Source organism: Halomonas sp. A020, from assembly GCF_027943625.1.
In the GTDB taxonomy this organism is placed as follows: Bacteria; Pseudomonadota; Gammaproteobacteria; order Pseudomonadales; family Halomonadaceae; genus Vreelandella; species Vreelandella piezotolerans.
This window is the reverse complement of record NZ_AP022850.1, coordinates 2,062,665-2,076,729: the sequence shown is the minus strand read 5'-3', so window position 1 is coordinate 2,076,729 and position 14,065 is coordinate 2,062,665. Positions and strand designations below refer to the sequence as shown.

Below are 14,065 nucleotides of genomic sequence, written 5' to 3'. Positions count from 1 at the left end.
TAGCATCAGGCTTTATCGCACAGCGTGCGTGCAGCCGTTAATAGTCGCTTCCTTCTGGGGAGCCTTCCTGCTCTAGGCGCTTGCCCACTTTGGCGGCTTTCGCTTGAAAGTCTGCCGGGGAGTAGCCTGCTTCTTCCAATGCCTGCGCCACTTCGGGCGGCATGTAGTTTTCATCGTGGCGTGCCAGCACCTTATCGGCGTAGAGTCGGCCATCGGCCTGCAGTTCGCCAACCACCACCACGCCCTGCCCTTCACGGAACAGGTCCGGCAGAATACCGCTGTAGTACACTTCTAGATCGTCCACGTAGTCGGTCACCACGAACTCGACGTCCAGACTTTCCGGGTCGCGGGAGACCGAGCCCTCTTTGACCATGCCGCCCGCGCGAATTTGGCGCTCCATGGGGGCATCGCCCTGAGCAATTTGTACCGGGCTGAAAAAGAGGTTGATGTTGGCGCGCAGCGCATACAGGGTGAGCCCCACCGCAATAGCGGTGAGCGACAGCAGTCCCAAGATGACAAACAGTTTCTGTTTACGTTTAGGCGTCATGGTGAACGTCCTTCTGAGCAGAGGTAACTGGCTCTTGCAAAGACTGCGCATACGATGACTGGCGCTGGGCGTTTTCTCGACGCACCCGGCGCTTGACCGCGTGAAGTAGCTGGCGGCGCTCCTGGCGGGCATGCCACACGATGACCAGCATCAATAGCGCAGTGACTCCCCAGGCAGCCCACACGTAAACCGCGTGACCGCCCATGGCAAAAAATTCGTTCAGCGAGGAAAAGGCCATTAGTTCGTCTCCTCGGCAAGCTCGCGCACCCAGCGCTTGTTGGCTTCACGACGCAGAATTTCGCTACGCGTGCGCATCAGCGTGAGCGCAATGAAAAAACTGTAAAAGCCCAACACCATGATGAGCAGCGGCGCCCACATATCCATGGTCATGGCAGCGCGGCCGGTAATCGTAAAGGTGGCGGGCTGGTGCAGCGTGTACCACCAATCCACGGAGTATTTGATGATCGGAATATTGATGACACCGACCATAGCCAGCACCGACGCAGCACGAGAGCCGCTATCGCGGCTGCTAAAGGCGCCACGCAGCGCAATCACGCCCAGATAAAGAAACAGCAGTATCAGCATGGACGTAAGACGTGCGTCCCACATCCACCAGGTTCCCCAGGTCGGTACGCCCCATACTGCGCCCGAAAAAAGGGCCACGAATGTCATCGCGGCGCCCAGCGGGGCCATCACGGTAGCAGCCATATCCGCCACTTTGATTTTCCAGACCATGAACACAAGCCCAGAGACGGCCATGGAGACGAAAATGGACTGGGCTAGAAACGCGGCGGGAACGTGGACATAAATGATGCGAAAGCTATTACCCTGCTGATAATCCGCAGGCGCAAAGACGAGCCCCCAAACGGTGCCGACCAGCAGCAACAGCGTCGCCGCTACCCAAAAAAGCGGCTGCAGTTTGGCGCTAATGGCATAGAACCATTTGGGTGATCTTAGTTTGTTGATAAAGGCCCACATGGTGTTCCCGTCCTCTAACCGTTGATGCTGATGCGCAGTGATGCCGCAATGGCCCAGGGTGCCAGCATCAGTGCTAGCGCCAGCAGTGCCCCTAGAATCGCCAGATGAGCGGCCATTCCATCGCCAAAAATAGCGGCTTGTACGGCACCTGCGCCGAAAATCAGTACTGGAATATAGAGCGGCAGCACCAGCAGCGAGAGCAGCACACCGCCCCGCGCCAGCCCCACCGTCAATGCCGCCCCGATGGCGCCAATCAGACTCAAGCTGGCCGTACCGAGCGCCAACGACAGCGACAGCACGGCGTAGCTTCCTGCGGGAAGCGACAGCATGATGCCCAAGAGTGGCGCCATGAGCGCCAGTGGCAGCCCGGTCAGCAGCCAATGCACCGCCACTTTTGCCAACCCCAGCGCCGCCAGCGGCTGGGGAGCCAGTAGTAATTGCTCGAGGCTGCCATCGTCATAGTCACTGCGAAACAGGCTATCCAGCGAGAGCAGTGCGGCTAGCAGCGCAGCTACCCATAACAGCCCCGGCGCAATGCTTGCCAGCAGCGCTGGATCCGGTGAAATCCCAATGGGGAATAGGGTAATCACCAGTGCAAAGAACACCAGCGGATTGAGCACCTCGCCACGACGGCGCAGCATCAGGGTGAGGTCGCGCTTGAGCGTGGCCTTGATGGCCACCAGCAGACCGCCCTGGGGGGCATGCATGGCCACCTCGGGGGGGCTCAATGGAGCGTGTGAACGTTGCAACGCTGTCTCCTTCTTACCCCAGCTGAATACGCCTGAGCACGGGTGACTCGGCCAGCGCATGGTGCGTGGTCACCAACACACAGCCGCCAGACTGCGCATGGGCCACCAGCTGCGCCTCCAGCGCCGCCACCCCTTGACGATCGATGGCAGTGAAAGGCTCGTCGAGCACCCACAGCGCACGCTGAGTGAGGGTCAAACGCGCCAGCGCCACACGCCGCTGTTGCCCGGCAGACAGCTGACCGGCAGGCACGTCCTCGAAACCGGTAAGCCCAACGGCGGCCAGCGCTGCCTCCCGTGCAGGCTCGCTGCCCACTTCTCCGCTAAGCGCTTGATACCAAGCTAAATTCTCCAGCGGCGAGAGACCCGCCTTCACACCGGGGGCATGACCTAAATAGAGCAAATTGGCGAGAAAATGTTCACGGGCTTGGCGCATGGGCGCGCCATTCCAGAAAAGCTCGCCACGGTAATCGGTTAATTGCCCTGAGAGTATTTTTAGCAGCGTCGTTTTGCCGCTGCCGTTTGGGCCCTCGATGCGCACGATCTCACCCGATTGGATATCGAGATCGAGCCCTTCAAACAGCCAACGGTCGTCGCGTTCACAGGCCAATTGTCGGGCTTGCAGGCACAGGCTCAAAAGACACTCCAGGCGCATTGATTTTGGGTCGAACTCTACACGGAAAGGCCCTTCCCCGCCAGTCGGGCTCTGCGGTCTTGGGTCGCAGCGTGCCCCAAACCAATGCTTTCTTAAGCACCTCATGGAGGCGTCCTGCAAAAGACAGGACTAGCACTGTATGCAAAAACAGGCTTATACTGTAAACACTGTATGAATAGACACCACAGAATAAAACAACAGGTATTGCCTCAATCAAACGCCTCGACAACGGGCGCTGCATGGGAGAACACACTATGACGATCTGCCTACCCTCTAGGGTAACGTCTCAGGTTCCTTCTTACGTACCCTCTCAGACGCTGTCTCAACCGGTAGCGCCATCGACGCCTACCCCACTAGCGTCTCGCAGCGCCTCATCACATGCGCGTCAAGCGTGCACACCCCCTCGCGTCACACGTCGCAACACCTACGCCCTGCGTATTCGCGGCGACCGCATGCGCGACTGCAACCTCTTCGACGGCGATGTCATCATCATTCACCGTCACCAGCACGACGCCCATCAAGAGACCGCCGTTGCGACGATCAACCAGCGCGAAGTGACGCTTAAGCAGCTCTCCATTAGCCGCTTGGGTATCCATTTATGGCCGGAAGATGCAGCCATACCGGACCTATTCCTGCATAATTGTGACATTCAGGTGCTGGGCATGGTAATGGGCGTGGCCCAACACACCACGGAAACCCAGCATCACTAATTGGTCACCCACCCTGCCGGGAGCCCTCGTTGCGTTTTCGAGTCCCTGATTTAGCCCTTGGTACATGGCACACCGCCGACATCGACGTCGAGAAAAGCCAATTTTTGGCTTGGCTGTGCCATGCCCCCACCCCTGACGCTTTCGATACGCTGCTTCAAGCGGCCAAAGCTGCTCACCCAAACGCCAGCCATCACTGTACGGCCTTCATTGCTGGCCCTCCTGGCGAGCAAACCCATATTGGCTTTTCTGATGATGGCGAACCGGGCGGCACCGCCGGACGCCCCATGTTCCAGGCACTTCAAGGCAGCCAGATCGGCGAAATCGGTTGCGTGGTGATTCGCTACTTTGGCGGCACCAAGTTAGGCACTGGCGGGCTGGCCCGCGCCTATGCTCAGGCCGTCAAAGCCGGCTTGGAAACGCTGCCCACCCGGGAAGTCATCGAGCGGGACAGCTATCGGTTGAAGGTCAGCTTCGCCCACGAAGCGCAAGCGCGCGCATGGTGCGACGAGCAGGCGCTGCCCGTGCAGCAGGCAGACTACGATGGCGACGGCGTGCGCCTGACCATTGGCTGGCCGCGGGATGTGGAGTTGGATATCAGCGGCCTAGAAAACCGCCTCAAAACCGCCGTCGAACCGCGGCGGGCATGAAAAAACGCGGCTTACACGAGCCCTGCTCGATAAGCCACGTTTCAGATAGGCAGCGCTCTAACGGCCGATTAGCCTAGGTACTTGATCATCACACCGGCGGCGACCGCCGAGCCGATCACCCCGGCCACGTTGGGCCCCATAGCGTGCATCAGCAGGAAGTTGTGCGGGTTCGCTTCCAGTCCAACTTTATTCGCCACGCGCGCGGCCATCGGCACGGCAGACACCCCTGCCGCCCCAATCAACGGGTTGATGGGCATTTTGCTAACCACGTTCATTAGCTTGGCCATCAACACCCCGGCAGCAGTCCCAATGCCGAAGGCCACGATTCCCAGCCCCAGAATCCCTAGGGTTTCGAACGCTAGGAAGCTATCGGCCATTAGCTTAGACCCCACCGACAGGCCGAGAATGATCGTCACGATATTGATCAGCGCATTTTGCGCCGTATCGGAAAGACGCTCCACTACGCCACACTCGCGCATCAGGTTACCGAAACAGAACATGCCCAGTAGTGGTGCTGCATCCGGCAGAAACAGCGCCACGGCAATCAACAGCATCAGAGGGAAGACCACTTTTTCGAGCTTGGAGACCGGACGCAGCTGCGTCATGGTGATCTTGCGCTCTTTTTCAGTGGTCAGAAGGCGCATGATCGGCGGTTGGATCAATGGCACCAGGGCCATGTAAGCATACGCCGCGACGGCAATCGCCCCTAGTAACTCAGGTGCCAGCACGCTGGAGACGTAGATCGACGTCGGGCCATCTGCCCCGCCGATAATACCAATCGCTGCCGCCTGATTGAGCGAGAAATCCATGATGCCCATGGAGGTCAGCAGCACCGCCCCAAACAACGTGGCAAAGATACCGAACTGCGCCGCCGCCCCTAAAAACAGCGTACGCGGATTGGCCAGCAGCGGGCCAAAATCGGTCATCGCCCCTACGCCCATGAAGATCAGTAGCGGCGCGATACCAGAGCCAATGGCTACCTTGTAGAAGTTATAAAGCATGCCGTCGCTGTAGCCGACGCTCACCGCAATATCTTTCGCGGCGCGCAGTTGATCCGGCGCCGCCGAGTCGTGGGCAATTGCCTTGAGGGTGTCGCGCCAGCCCTCGACACCGGCCAAGGGGTCGAGTGTGGCTCCCAGCGCGGTAGCCATTTGCTGAAGCACGGCGGGCTTGGCGACTTCGATCGCTTGATCCAGCGCCGAAATCGCAAGGCCCGCCTCGGGAATGTTGGCGAGAATGCCACCAAACCCAATCGGCACGAGCAGCAACGGCTCGAACTTCTTGTGAATCGCCAAGTAGAGCAAGCCAAGCCCTACAAGGATCATCACCGCTTGGCCAAGCTCTAGGTTATAAAGCCCGGAGCCTTCCCATAAAGTGATTAGTTTATCCATTCCGAGAGGCCCTTAAAGCTCGATCAGCGCATCGCCAACGGCAACGCTATCGCCTTCATTGACGTTGACTTTCGATACCGTACCGGCGCTGCTGGCACGCACTTCGGTTTCCATCTTCATGGCTTCGAGAATGATCACGACGTCGCCTTCGGCCACTTGATCACCTGGACGCACGTTCACTTTGAAGATGTTACCCGCCAGCGGTGCGTCGATGCTGACACCGCTAGACGCAGGGGTGTCAGCCTCAGGCTGTGCGGCGGGCTGCTCCTCAATATTGCCGATCTCGCCACCCTCTGACACCTCGACCACGTACGCCTTGCCGTTGAGCTTCACGGTATAGGTTTCCGGGCCACCGCCAGCGCTCGGTGCGGCGGCAGGAGCGGCGTCTGCTTTGGCCGGTGTCGACGCTTGAGCGGCTTGGGGCGCAGGCTCGAAAGCGTCTTTGTTGTCGCGGTTCTTGAGGAATTTCAAACCAATCTGCGGGAACAGCGCATAGGTCAGCACGTCATCCACTTCCCGCTCGCCCTCGGCAAGGCGAATGCCCTCGGCGCTAGCTTTCTCTTTCAGCTCGGCGGCAAGCTTGTCCATTTCCGGGGAGAGGTTGTCTGCCGGGCGGCAGGTAATTGGCTCGCCACCCTCCAGCACACGCTTTTGCAATTCGGCATTGAAGGGTGCCGGAGCAGCGCCGTACTCCCCTTTCAGCAGCGCCTGCACCTCTTTGGAGATCGACTTGTAGCGCTCGCCCATCATGACGTTCATGACCGCTTGGGTGCCCACGATTTGTGACGTAGGGGTCACCAGCGGAATGAACCCGAGGTCTTCACGAACGCGGGGGATTTCACTCAGTACGTCATCCAGCTTGTCGCCAGCGCCCTGCTCTTTCAACTGGCTCTCCATGTTGGTGAGCATGCCGCCGGGCACCTGGGCCACCAAAATGCGCGAATCGATACCGCGCAGCGAGCCTTCGAAGGCGGCGTATTTTTTACGCACTTCGCGAAAGTAGCCAGCGATGTCTTCCAGCAGCTCCAGGTCCAAGCCGGTGTCGCGGTCGGTATCTTTCAACATGGCCACCACGGACTCCGTCGGGCTGTGGCCGTAGGTCATCGACATGGAGGAGATGGCGGTATCGACGTTATCGACCCCTGCCTCGACCGCTTTCAAAATGGTCGAGGTCGATAAGCCGGTCGTCGCGTGACAGTGCAAGTGGACGGGAATGGAGAGCTCTTTTTTAAGACGCGTGACCAAGTCATACGCCGTGTACGGCGTGAGCAGCCCCGCCATATCCTTGATAGCCAGCGAATCTGCCCCCATTGCGGCAATGGTCTTGGCAAGATCTACCCAGCTATCCAGGGTATGTACCGGGCTCACCGTGTAAGAAATGGTACCCTGCGCATGGCCGCCCACCTGACGCACTGCCTTAATAGCGCGCTCTAAATTGCGCGGGTCGTTCATGGCATCAAATACGCGGAACACATCGACACCATTGGTCTTGGCGCGCTCAACAAACTTATCGACAACATCGTCAGCGTAGTGGCGGTAGCCCAGCAGGTTTTGGCCGCGCAGCAGCATCGCCTGGGGCGTGTTGGGCATCGCCTCTTTAAGGGCGCGAATACGCTCCCACGGGTCTTCCCCTAAGTAACGGATACACGCATCGAAGGTGGCACCGCCCCAGGTTTCCAGCGACCAGTACCCGACTTTATCCAACTTTTCGGCAATGGGCAGCATGTCGTCCAAGCGCAAGCGCGTGGCAAACAGGGATTGATGCGCATCGCGCAGCACCACATCGGTGATTCCCAGAGGACGTTTTATTTCATTCATGGTCATGGCTCACAGTTTGGCGTTATGAATTTGTAGTAAATTTAACAAAAAAAATGCATCAGGAGCGAAATGGACACGCTGGCACGTGCCGCTTACTGGCGGCGAGACGAACGATAACGATGCACCGCAGCACTAATCACCGCGACGACTTCGTCGTTTTGGCCGTGTTTGGCGGGTGTTTTTCCACTTTTTCGGTCCGCTGGCGCCGCCACAGGGGCAGGCTGATAACGGTCGATCAGCTTCGACATCAGCGTGACACTTATGACCAAAATAGTAAGAAAAACAAAAACAAAGCCCATACCCAGGCCCATTAGAGCAAGCCCCTCTTGGAGCAACTCCGACCCTTGCATAGCGTGCTCTCCTTATTTTACAGGGTTATTGGCACACCAAACGCCTCCAACGGCGCTTGGCGCAATAAGGGTAATACACTAACCTGCCACATCCAGGATAGAATGCAATCGCGCCATAGTGGAAGTCATGGTTGTTAATTTACTACATAAAGGTAAGATCGGTCTCGCACCGATGGAGGGCGTCATCGATGCGCTCACTCGAGACCTACTCACTCGGCAGGCCGGCTTTGACTGGTCGGTCACCGAGTTCGTCCGCGTCGTCGACACGCGCCTCCCCCCACGTGTGTTTTATAAACACTGCCCCGAATTACAGCAACGCCCCGTCGCCACGCCCAGCGGCGTGCCGGTGCACCTGCAGTTGCTAGGCGCCGACCCACAGGCTTTGGCGGAGAATGCCCGCCAAGCGCTGGCGCTGGGCGCCATCAGTATCGATCTCAATTTTGGCTGCCCGGCCAAGCTCGTCAACCGCCACGATGGCGGCGCGTCGCTGTTGCGCCAGCCCGAGCGCGTCTACCGCGCCGTGAAAGCGGTGGCCGAGGCGTTAGACGGAGAGATACCGGTGACGGCAAAAATTCGCCTGGGGTTTGCCAATCGGCGCTTGGCGGTGGCGTGTGCGCAGGCCACCGAGTCGGGCGGCGCGGCGCGACTGGTCGTCCACGGGCGGACGCGAGACGAGGGATACCGCCCTCCCGCTCACTGGGAGTGGATCGGCAAAGTGCGCCGCCACGTTTCCATCCCCGTGGTGGCCAATGGCGATATCTGGACACTCGAGGATTACTGGAAAGCGCGCACGCTCTCGGGCTGCTGCGACGTCATGCTAGGACGCAGCGCCCTCGCCGACCCCTGGCTGGCCCCTCGCATTCGCCACTGGCAGCAAACCGGCGAACGCTTGGCGGACACCACTTGGACAATGCGCGCCAGCGTGCTGCAAGAGTACGCCGCGCTGCAGCGCCAACATCTTCCTGACCGCGTGGTGGTCTCCCTGGTGAAGCAGTGGCTTGCCCAGATGCGTCAGGGCAACGCCGAAGCCAACCAGCATTTTCAACGCTTGAAGCGCCTGACCGACTTGGACACACTTCTGGGCAGCCTTACCCCTAGCACGAGCGCGCTCAACGCCTGCGAACCCGCCTAAGGCCATCAAGGACCATCGCCAGCTTTCGCTACCCGACACTCTTCCCCTGGCGTTTTACGGGCCAAAAAAAAGCGCCCTTCCGCAAGGATGCGGGGGCGCTTTACACGATCGCAAGACTACCGCGCGAGCCACGATAGTCAGGCTAGAAAACAGAAAACCCGCTCTCCTATGAGAGCGGGTTTTGGAATCTGGCGCGCCCGGGAGGATTCGAACCTCCGACCACCTGATTCGTAGTCAGGTACTCTATCCAGCTGAGCTACGGGCGCTTTTCAGTCATTGTCGAACTCGTCAAACAATGAAAACACTGTAACATCAAACACTTACCTTTGCAACTTGGCGCGCCCGGGAGGATTCGAACCTCCGACCACCTGATTCGTAGTCAGGTACTCTATCCAGCTGAGCTACGGGCGCCTATCCAATTGCGATGTTACTAGATGCGGTTGGCGGAGAGAGAGGGATTCGAACCCTCGATAGGGCTATAAACCCTATACTCCCTTAGCAGGGGAGCGCCTTCAGCCACTCGGCCACCTCTCCTCAACAGCACGGCGCGAATGTTACCGATTATGATGACTGGTGTCCAGTCCTATTCCGATTTTTTTCGCGCCGACCTGATATTACCGCTTAAACGCCCTCTATTGAGCGTGACACAGGCGGCCATTTACTCTGCTTCGCTTTCGCTATTACGTTCACGCTGAATACGCTGGTAGATCTCTTCGCGGTGAACCGCGACATCTTTCGGTGCGTTTACACCAATGCGTACTTGATTACCTTTCACACCTAACACTGTGACGGTGATTTCATCACCAATCATCAGCGTTTCGCCAACGCGGCGGGTTAGGATGAGCATGGCTGATCTCCTTCTCAGACGTTTTATACAACGGGATGTGTCCGCCAGTGGCGTCACCATGCCATTATGCGACATGGTGACCCCTGCCACCAATGGCTTTGGCCCCTATGACACCTTAACCTCCCGTTGAAAGAAAGCTCACCACCACAGGGCAGCAAGTACTTTCAGCGTAGAAGGTTTAGGACACAATTGTTATTCAGATTCGATATCGGATTTATCAAGGCCAAATGCTTTGTGTAAGGCATTGACCGCAAGTTCCATATGTTTTTCGTCAATCACGACAGAAATCTTGATTTCGGACGTGGAGACCATACGGATATTGACGTTTTCATCGGCCAATACGCGGAACATTTTAGAGGCGACACCGGCATGAGAGCGCATACCAACGCCCACCAGAGAAACTTTGGCGATGTTGTCGTCGCCACGCAGTTCGCCGCCACCCAGGTCAGGAATAACGGTCTCTTCTAACAGCTTTTTGGTGGCCTTGTAGTCACCCTTCGCCACGGTAAAGGTGAAGTCGGTGTAGTCCCCCGCTGGCGCCACATTTTGAACGATCATATCGACTTCGATGTTGGCGTCGGCAATCGGACCCAAAATGCGCGATGCTACGCCCGGAACGTCTGGCGTGTTCAGTAGCGTCAGTTTGGCTTCGTTCTTGGTAAACGCGATACCGGAGATTAGCGGTTCTTCCATAGAATCCTCGTCTTGGTCAGAGTCAGCGACAATCAGGGTGCCCGGGCCGTCTTCGAAACTCGACAGTACCCGCAGCGGTACGTTGTACTTACCAGCGAATTCAACAGCACGAATTTGCAGTACTTTAGAGCCCAAACTGGCAAGCTCGAGCATCTCTTCGACGGTGATGCTCTCCAGGCGCTGCGCTTTGGAGCAGACGCGCGGGTCGGTGGTGTAGACACCGTCCACATCGGTATAGATTTGGCACTCATCAGCGCCCAGAGCCGCTGCCAGGGCCACGCCGGTGGTGTCCGAGCCGCCACGACCCAAGGTAGTAATGTTGCCGTCTTCGTCGACGCCTTGGAAACCGGCCACGACCACGACCTTACCTTCGTCCAGATCAGATTTCAGGTCGTCGGTTTCGATGCGCTGGATACGCGCTTTGGTGTAGGCGCTGTCGGTCAAGATCCCTACCTGTGCACCGGTGTGCGAGGTCGCCGGAACGCCAATTTGCTGTAACGCCATGGCCAGCAAGGAGATAGTGACTTGCTCACCGGTGGAGAGCAGCATGTCCATCTCACGCGGTGCGGGCTCTTCGTTCAGCGCATGGGCCATCTCGGTCAGGCGGTTCGTTTCGCCGCTCATCGCGGAAACGACGACCACGACCTGGTGTCCCTGGTCGCGAAAGCCTTTCACTTTTTCCGCCACGGCCTTGATACGGTCGACAGAGCCCACCGAGGTGCCGCCGAACTTCTGTACGTATAGTGCCATATGCCGTTTTTCCTTTACGTTCGGGAATGGAGGGTGAATATTATTGTTGCCAACTTTCCTAACTAGCAAAAAGGCCGGTAGCAAATAATGCCACCGGCCTCTCTATTTAGCGAAGCGTGTTTTCCAACCAAGCCGGGACACTGTTCAACGCGCCCGGTAGCGCCTCTGGCTGACTGCCGCCTGCCTGTGCCATGTCAGGGCGACCGCCCCCTTTACCGCCTACCTGGGAAGCCACATGGTTGACCAGCTCGCCCGCCTTGACCCGATCGGTCAAGTCGCCGGTCACCCCGGCAATCAGACTGACCTTGCCAGCCGCTTTGTCGGCCGTGCCTAGCAGGATGACGCCAGAGCCCAGCTTGTTCTTCAACTGATCCAGCACGCCGCGCAGGTCTTTACCGGAGACCCCTTCTAGTTCGGTGACCAGCAGCTTCACGCCGCCTACATCTTGCACTTGGCTGAGCATGTCACTGCCCGCCGCGCTCGCCAGCTTCGCTTTGAGCTGCTCGAGCTCTTTTTCCAGGCTGCGGTTGCGCTCCACCAGCGATTCGACACGGGCTTCCACCTGTTCAGGCTTGGTTTTCAGACGCTCGCCCAGGCGCTGCACGCGCGCTTCCTGTTCGCGGAAGTAGGCCAAGGCGTTTTCACCGGTGATCGCTTCGATACGGCGAACACCAGAAGCAATGCCCACTTCGCTGACGACGTGGCAGCAGCCAATGTCGCCACTGCGCTTGACATGGGTACCGCCGCAAAGCTCGATGGAGAAGTCATCGGCACCGATGGTCAATACGCGCACGTTATCAGCGTATTTGGCTTCGAACAGTGCTGCCGCGCCTTTGGCCTTGGCATCGGCGAGGCTCATCTGCTCGATTTTGGTCGGCGCGTTGGCCAAGATTTGCTCGTTGACGATGCGCTCGACCTCAGCAAGCTGCTCTGCGGTCATCGGTTCGAAGTGGCTAAAGTCAAAACGCAGACGCTCTGCGTTGACCAACGAGCCCTTCTGCTGCACGTGATCCCCCAACACCATTCGCAGTGCTTTGTGCAGCAGGTGGGTCGCGGAGTGGTTACGAATGGTCGCGCCACGCAGACTGGCATCGACTTCACCGCGCACGTTGGCGCCGACACTCAGACTCCCTTCGACCATTACCCCCTGGTGAAGGTGGTGGCCACTCTGCTTCTGGGTATCGTTCACCTGAAAACGACCACCATCGACGTGCAAGTAGCCAGTATCGCCCACCTGTCCGCCGGACTCCCCATAGAATGGCGTACGATCGAGCACTACGGTGCCTTTTTGACCGGCTTCCAAAGCCGCCAGCGCGTTGCCTTCGCTGTCTACGATGGCGGTTACGGTGGCTTGGTCTTCCAGCCGCTCGTAGCCGGTAAACTGGGTTTCGCCGTCCAGTTCGATAGAGACCGTGTAATCCGCGCCAAACTGGCTGGCGGCACGAGCGCGTTCGCGTTGAGCTTCGAGTTCACGCTGGAAACCGGCTTCATCCAGTGTCACCTCACGCTCTCGGCACACGTCAGCAGTCAAATCGAACGGGAAGCCGTAGGTGTCGTAGAGTTTGAACACGGTTTCGCCGGGCAGCACGTCACCTTGCAGCTCTTCGAGCGCCGCGTTCAGCAAGCCCATACCGTGATCCAGCGTCCGCGCAAACTGCTCTTCCTCTTTCAGCAGTACGCGGGCGATCTGCTCGCTGGCATCGCGCAGCTCGGGGTAGGCATCACCCATTTCGTCATCCAGAGCGCTCACCAACTTATGGAAGAACGGCTCGGACGCGCCCAGCTTGTGGCCATGACGAATCGCCCGACGAATGATCCGGCGCAGTACATAGCCACGACCTTCGTTGGAAGGTAGCACGCCATCGACGATCAAGAAGGCGCAGGAGCGAATGTGGTCGGCGATGACGCGTAGCGAGGGCGTGGTGGTATCGCCATGTCCCGTGGCGTCTGCTGCCGCCTTGAGCAAATTCTGGAACAGATCGATTTCGTAGTTGGAGTGCACGCCCTGCATGACAGCCGCTACACGCTCCAGCCCCATGCCGGTATCGATAGAGGGCTTCGGCAGTGGGTTGAGGGTGCCTTGGGCATCGCGCTCGAACTGCATGAAGACGAGGTTCCAGATCTCGATGTAGCGATCACCATCCTCTTCAGGACTTCCAGGCGGGCCACCCCACACCTCCGGGCCGTGATCGAAGAAAATCTCTGAGCTGGGGCCACAGGGACCGGTGTCGCCCATTTGCCAGAAGTTGTCCTCGTCCAGCTTGGAGAAACGCTCGGGGTCGATACCGATCTCATCTTTCCAGATGCGCTCGGCTTCGTCGTCGCTGATATGTACGGTGACCCAGAGTTTCTCTTTGGGTAACCCCAGGGTTTCGGTCAGGAATGTCCAGGCAAAGCGAATGGCGTCACGCTTGAAGTAATCACCAAAGCTGAAGTTGCCCAGCATCTCGAAGAAGGTGTGGTGGCGCGCAGTGTAACCTACGTTGTCCAAGTCATTGTGTTTGCCGCCGGCACGCACACAGCGCTGAGCAGAGGTGGCACGCACGTAGGGGCGAGGGTCACGACCCAAAAACACATCTTTGAAAGGCACCATGCCCGCATTGGTGAACAGCAGCGTCGGGTCGTTGCCCGGCACCAGCGAGCTAGACGGCACTGCCGTGTGGCCGTGCTCTTCAAAAAACGATAGGAAGGCCTGTCTGATCTCTGCGCTTTTCATAGGGTATCCGTAACAAGAAAGCGTGATGCCCCAGGGCGCTGTCGCCGCCACCCGCTGGGGTCGCAAAGGATCCATTATAACGCAG

At 58.5% G+C, this 14,065-nt stretch carries 14 protein-coding genes and 3 tRNA genes; 3 read left to right on the top strand and 14 right to left on the bottom strand.

The window, feature by feature from the left end; genetic code table 11:
• Window positions 1–37 precede the first annotated feature (37 nt).
• Genes ccmE through ccmA form a run of 5 tightly spaced genes read right to left on the bottom strand, consistent with a single transcriptional unit; the run spans window position 38 to window position 2,908 of the window.
• On the bottom strand, window positions 38–547 hold the full coding sequence (gene ccmE, locus FRH_RS09635; protein WP_139525151.1) for a cytochrome c maturation protein CcmE: 510 nt from the start codon (window positions 545–547) through the stop codon (window positions 38–40).
• The gene (gene ccmD / locus FRH_RS09630; RefSeq protein ID WP_139525150.1) at window positions 537–785 is read right to left on the bottom strand and encodes a heme exporter protein CcmD; all 249 of its coding nucleotides are present in this window, start codon (window positions 783–785) and stop codon (window positions 537–539) included. The genes ccmE and ccmD overlap by 11 nt, the downstream gene beginning before the upstream one ends.
• Window positions 785–1,525, bottom strand: coding sequence for a heme ABC transporter permease (locus FRH_RS09625; protein WP_139525149.1), 741 nt, complete (start codon window positions 1,523–1,525; stop codon window positions 785–787). The genes ccmD and FRH_RS09625 overlap by 1 nt, the downstream gene beginning before the upstream one ends.
• Window positions 1,526–1,539: 14 nt before the next feature.
• The gene (gene ccmB / locus FRH_RS09620; RefSeq protein WP_176558205.1) at window positions 1,540–2,232 is read right to left on the bottom strand and encodes a heme exporter protein CcmB; all 693 of its coding nucleotides are present in this window, start codon (window positions 2,230–2,232) and stop codon (window positions 1,540–1,542) included.
• A 55-nt stretch (window positions 2,233–2,287) separates the two neighbouring features.
• On the bottom strand, window positions 2,288–2,908 hold the full coding sequence (gene ccmA, locus FRH_RS09615; protein WP_239295887.1) for a cytochrome c biogenesis heme-transporting ATPase CcmA: 621 nt from the start codon (window positions 2,906–2,908) through the stop codon (window positions 2,288–2,290).
• A gap of 257 nt (window positions 2,909–3,165) precedes the next feature.
• Here ccmA and FRH_RS09610 point away from each other — a divergent pair, with 257 nt between their 5' ends.
• Entirely contained in the window at window positions 3,166–3,636 is a 471-nt protein-coding gene (locus tag FRH_RS09610; RefSeq protein ID WP_239295886.1) for a S24 family peptidase, read from the top strand.
• A 29-nt stretch (window positions 3,637–3,665) separates the two neighbouring features.
• Window positions 3,666–4,283 carry a YigZ family protein gene (locus FRH_RS09605; protein WP_281996775.1) on the top strand — a complete coding sequence of 206 codons (618 nt, stop codon included), beginning with the start codon at window positions 3,666–3,668 and terminating at the stop codon, window positions 4,281–4,283.
• A gap of 68 nt (window positions 4,284–4,351) precedes the next feature.
• Here the strand turns inward: FRH_RS09605 and FRH_RS09600 are convergent, their stop codons facing one another.
• The 3 genes from FRH_RS09600 to FRH_RS09590 all read right to left on the bottom strand — a co-directional run bounded on the left by FRH_RS09600 (window position 4,352) and on the right by FRH_RS09590 (window position 7,842).
• Window positions 4,352–5,674 carry a sodium ion-translocating decarboxylase subunit beta gene (locus FRH_RS09600; protein ID WP_139525145.1) on the bottom strand — a complete coding sequence of 441 codons (1,323 nt, stop codon included), beginning with the start codon at window positions 5,672–5,674 and terminating at the stop codon, window positions 4,352–4,354.
• Between the two features lie 12 nt (window positions 5,675–5,686).
• Window positions 5,687–7,492 carry a sodium-extruding oxaloacetate decarboxylase subunit alpha gene (gene oadA, locus FRH_RS09595; protein ID WP_139525144.1) on the bottom strand — a complete coding sequence of 602 codons (1,806 nt, stop codon included), beginning with the start codon at window positions 7,490–7,492 and terminating at the stop codon, window positions 5,687–5,689.
• A 92-nt stretch (window positions 7,493–7,584) separates the two neighbouring features.
• Window positions 7,585–7,842 (bottom strand): OadG family transporter subunit, encoded by a 258-nt coding sequence (locus FRH_RS09590; RefSeq protein ID WP_139525143.1) that lies wholly within the window; start codon window positions 7,840–7,842, stop codon window positions 7,585–7,587.
• A 127-nt stretch (window positions 7,843–7,969) separates the two neighbouring features.
• On the opposite strand from FRH_RS09590, the gene FRH_RS09585 reads away from it, so the two are divergent.
• A complete protein-coding gene (locus FRH_RS09585) occupies window positions 7,970–8,974 on the top strand; it encodes a tRNA-dihydrouridine synthase family protein (RefSeq protein WP_244992984.1) in 1,005 nt (334 codons plus the stop codon).
• A 189-nt stretch (window positions 8,975–9,163) separates the two neighbouring features.
• Here the strand turns inward: FRH_RS09585 and FRH_RS09580 are convergent.
• The 6 genes from FRH_RS09580 to alaS all read right to left on the bottom strand — a co-directional run bounded on the left by FRH_RS09580 (window position 9,164) and on the right by alaS (window position 13,980).
• Window positions 9,164–9,240: transfer RNA gene (locus FRH_RS09580), tRNA-Arg, on the bottom strand.
• 68 nt (window positions 9,241–9,308) lie between these two features.
• Window positions 9,309–9,385: transfer RNA gene (locus FRH_RS09575), tRNA-Arg, on the bottom strand.
• A gap of 30 nt (window positions 9,386–9,415) precedes the next feature.
• Window positions 9,416–9,508 (bottom strand) — tRNA-Ser (locus tag FRH_RS09570).
• 124 nt (window positions 9,509–9,632) lie between these two features.
• Window positions 9,633–9,821: a carbon storage regulator CsrA gene (csrA, locus tag FRH_RS09565; RefSeq protein ID WP_039180068.1), complete on the bottom strand. Its 189-nt coding sequence runs from the start codon at window positions 9,819–9,821 to the stop codon at window positions 9,633–9,635.
• 192 nt (window positions 9,822–10,013) lie between these two features.
• Window positions 10,014–11,264 carry an aspartate kinase gene (locus tag FRH_RS09560; RefSeq protein ID WP_139525142.1) on the bottom strand — a complete coding sequence of 417 codons (1,251 nt, stop codon included), beginning with the start codon at window positions 11,262–11,264 and terminating at the stop codon, window positions 10,014–10,016.
• Window positions 11,265–11,370: 106 nt separating this feature from the next.
• Window positions 11,371–13,980: an alanine--tRNA ligase gene (gene alaS, locus FRH_RS09555; RefSeq protein WP_139525141.1), complete on the bottom strand. Its 2,610-nt coding sequence runs from the start codon at window positions 13,978–13,980 to the stop codon at window positions 11,371–11,373.
• Window positions 13,981–14,065 lie beyond the last annotated feature (85 nt).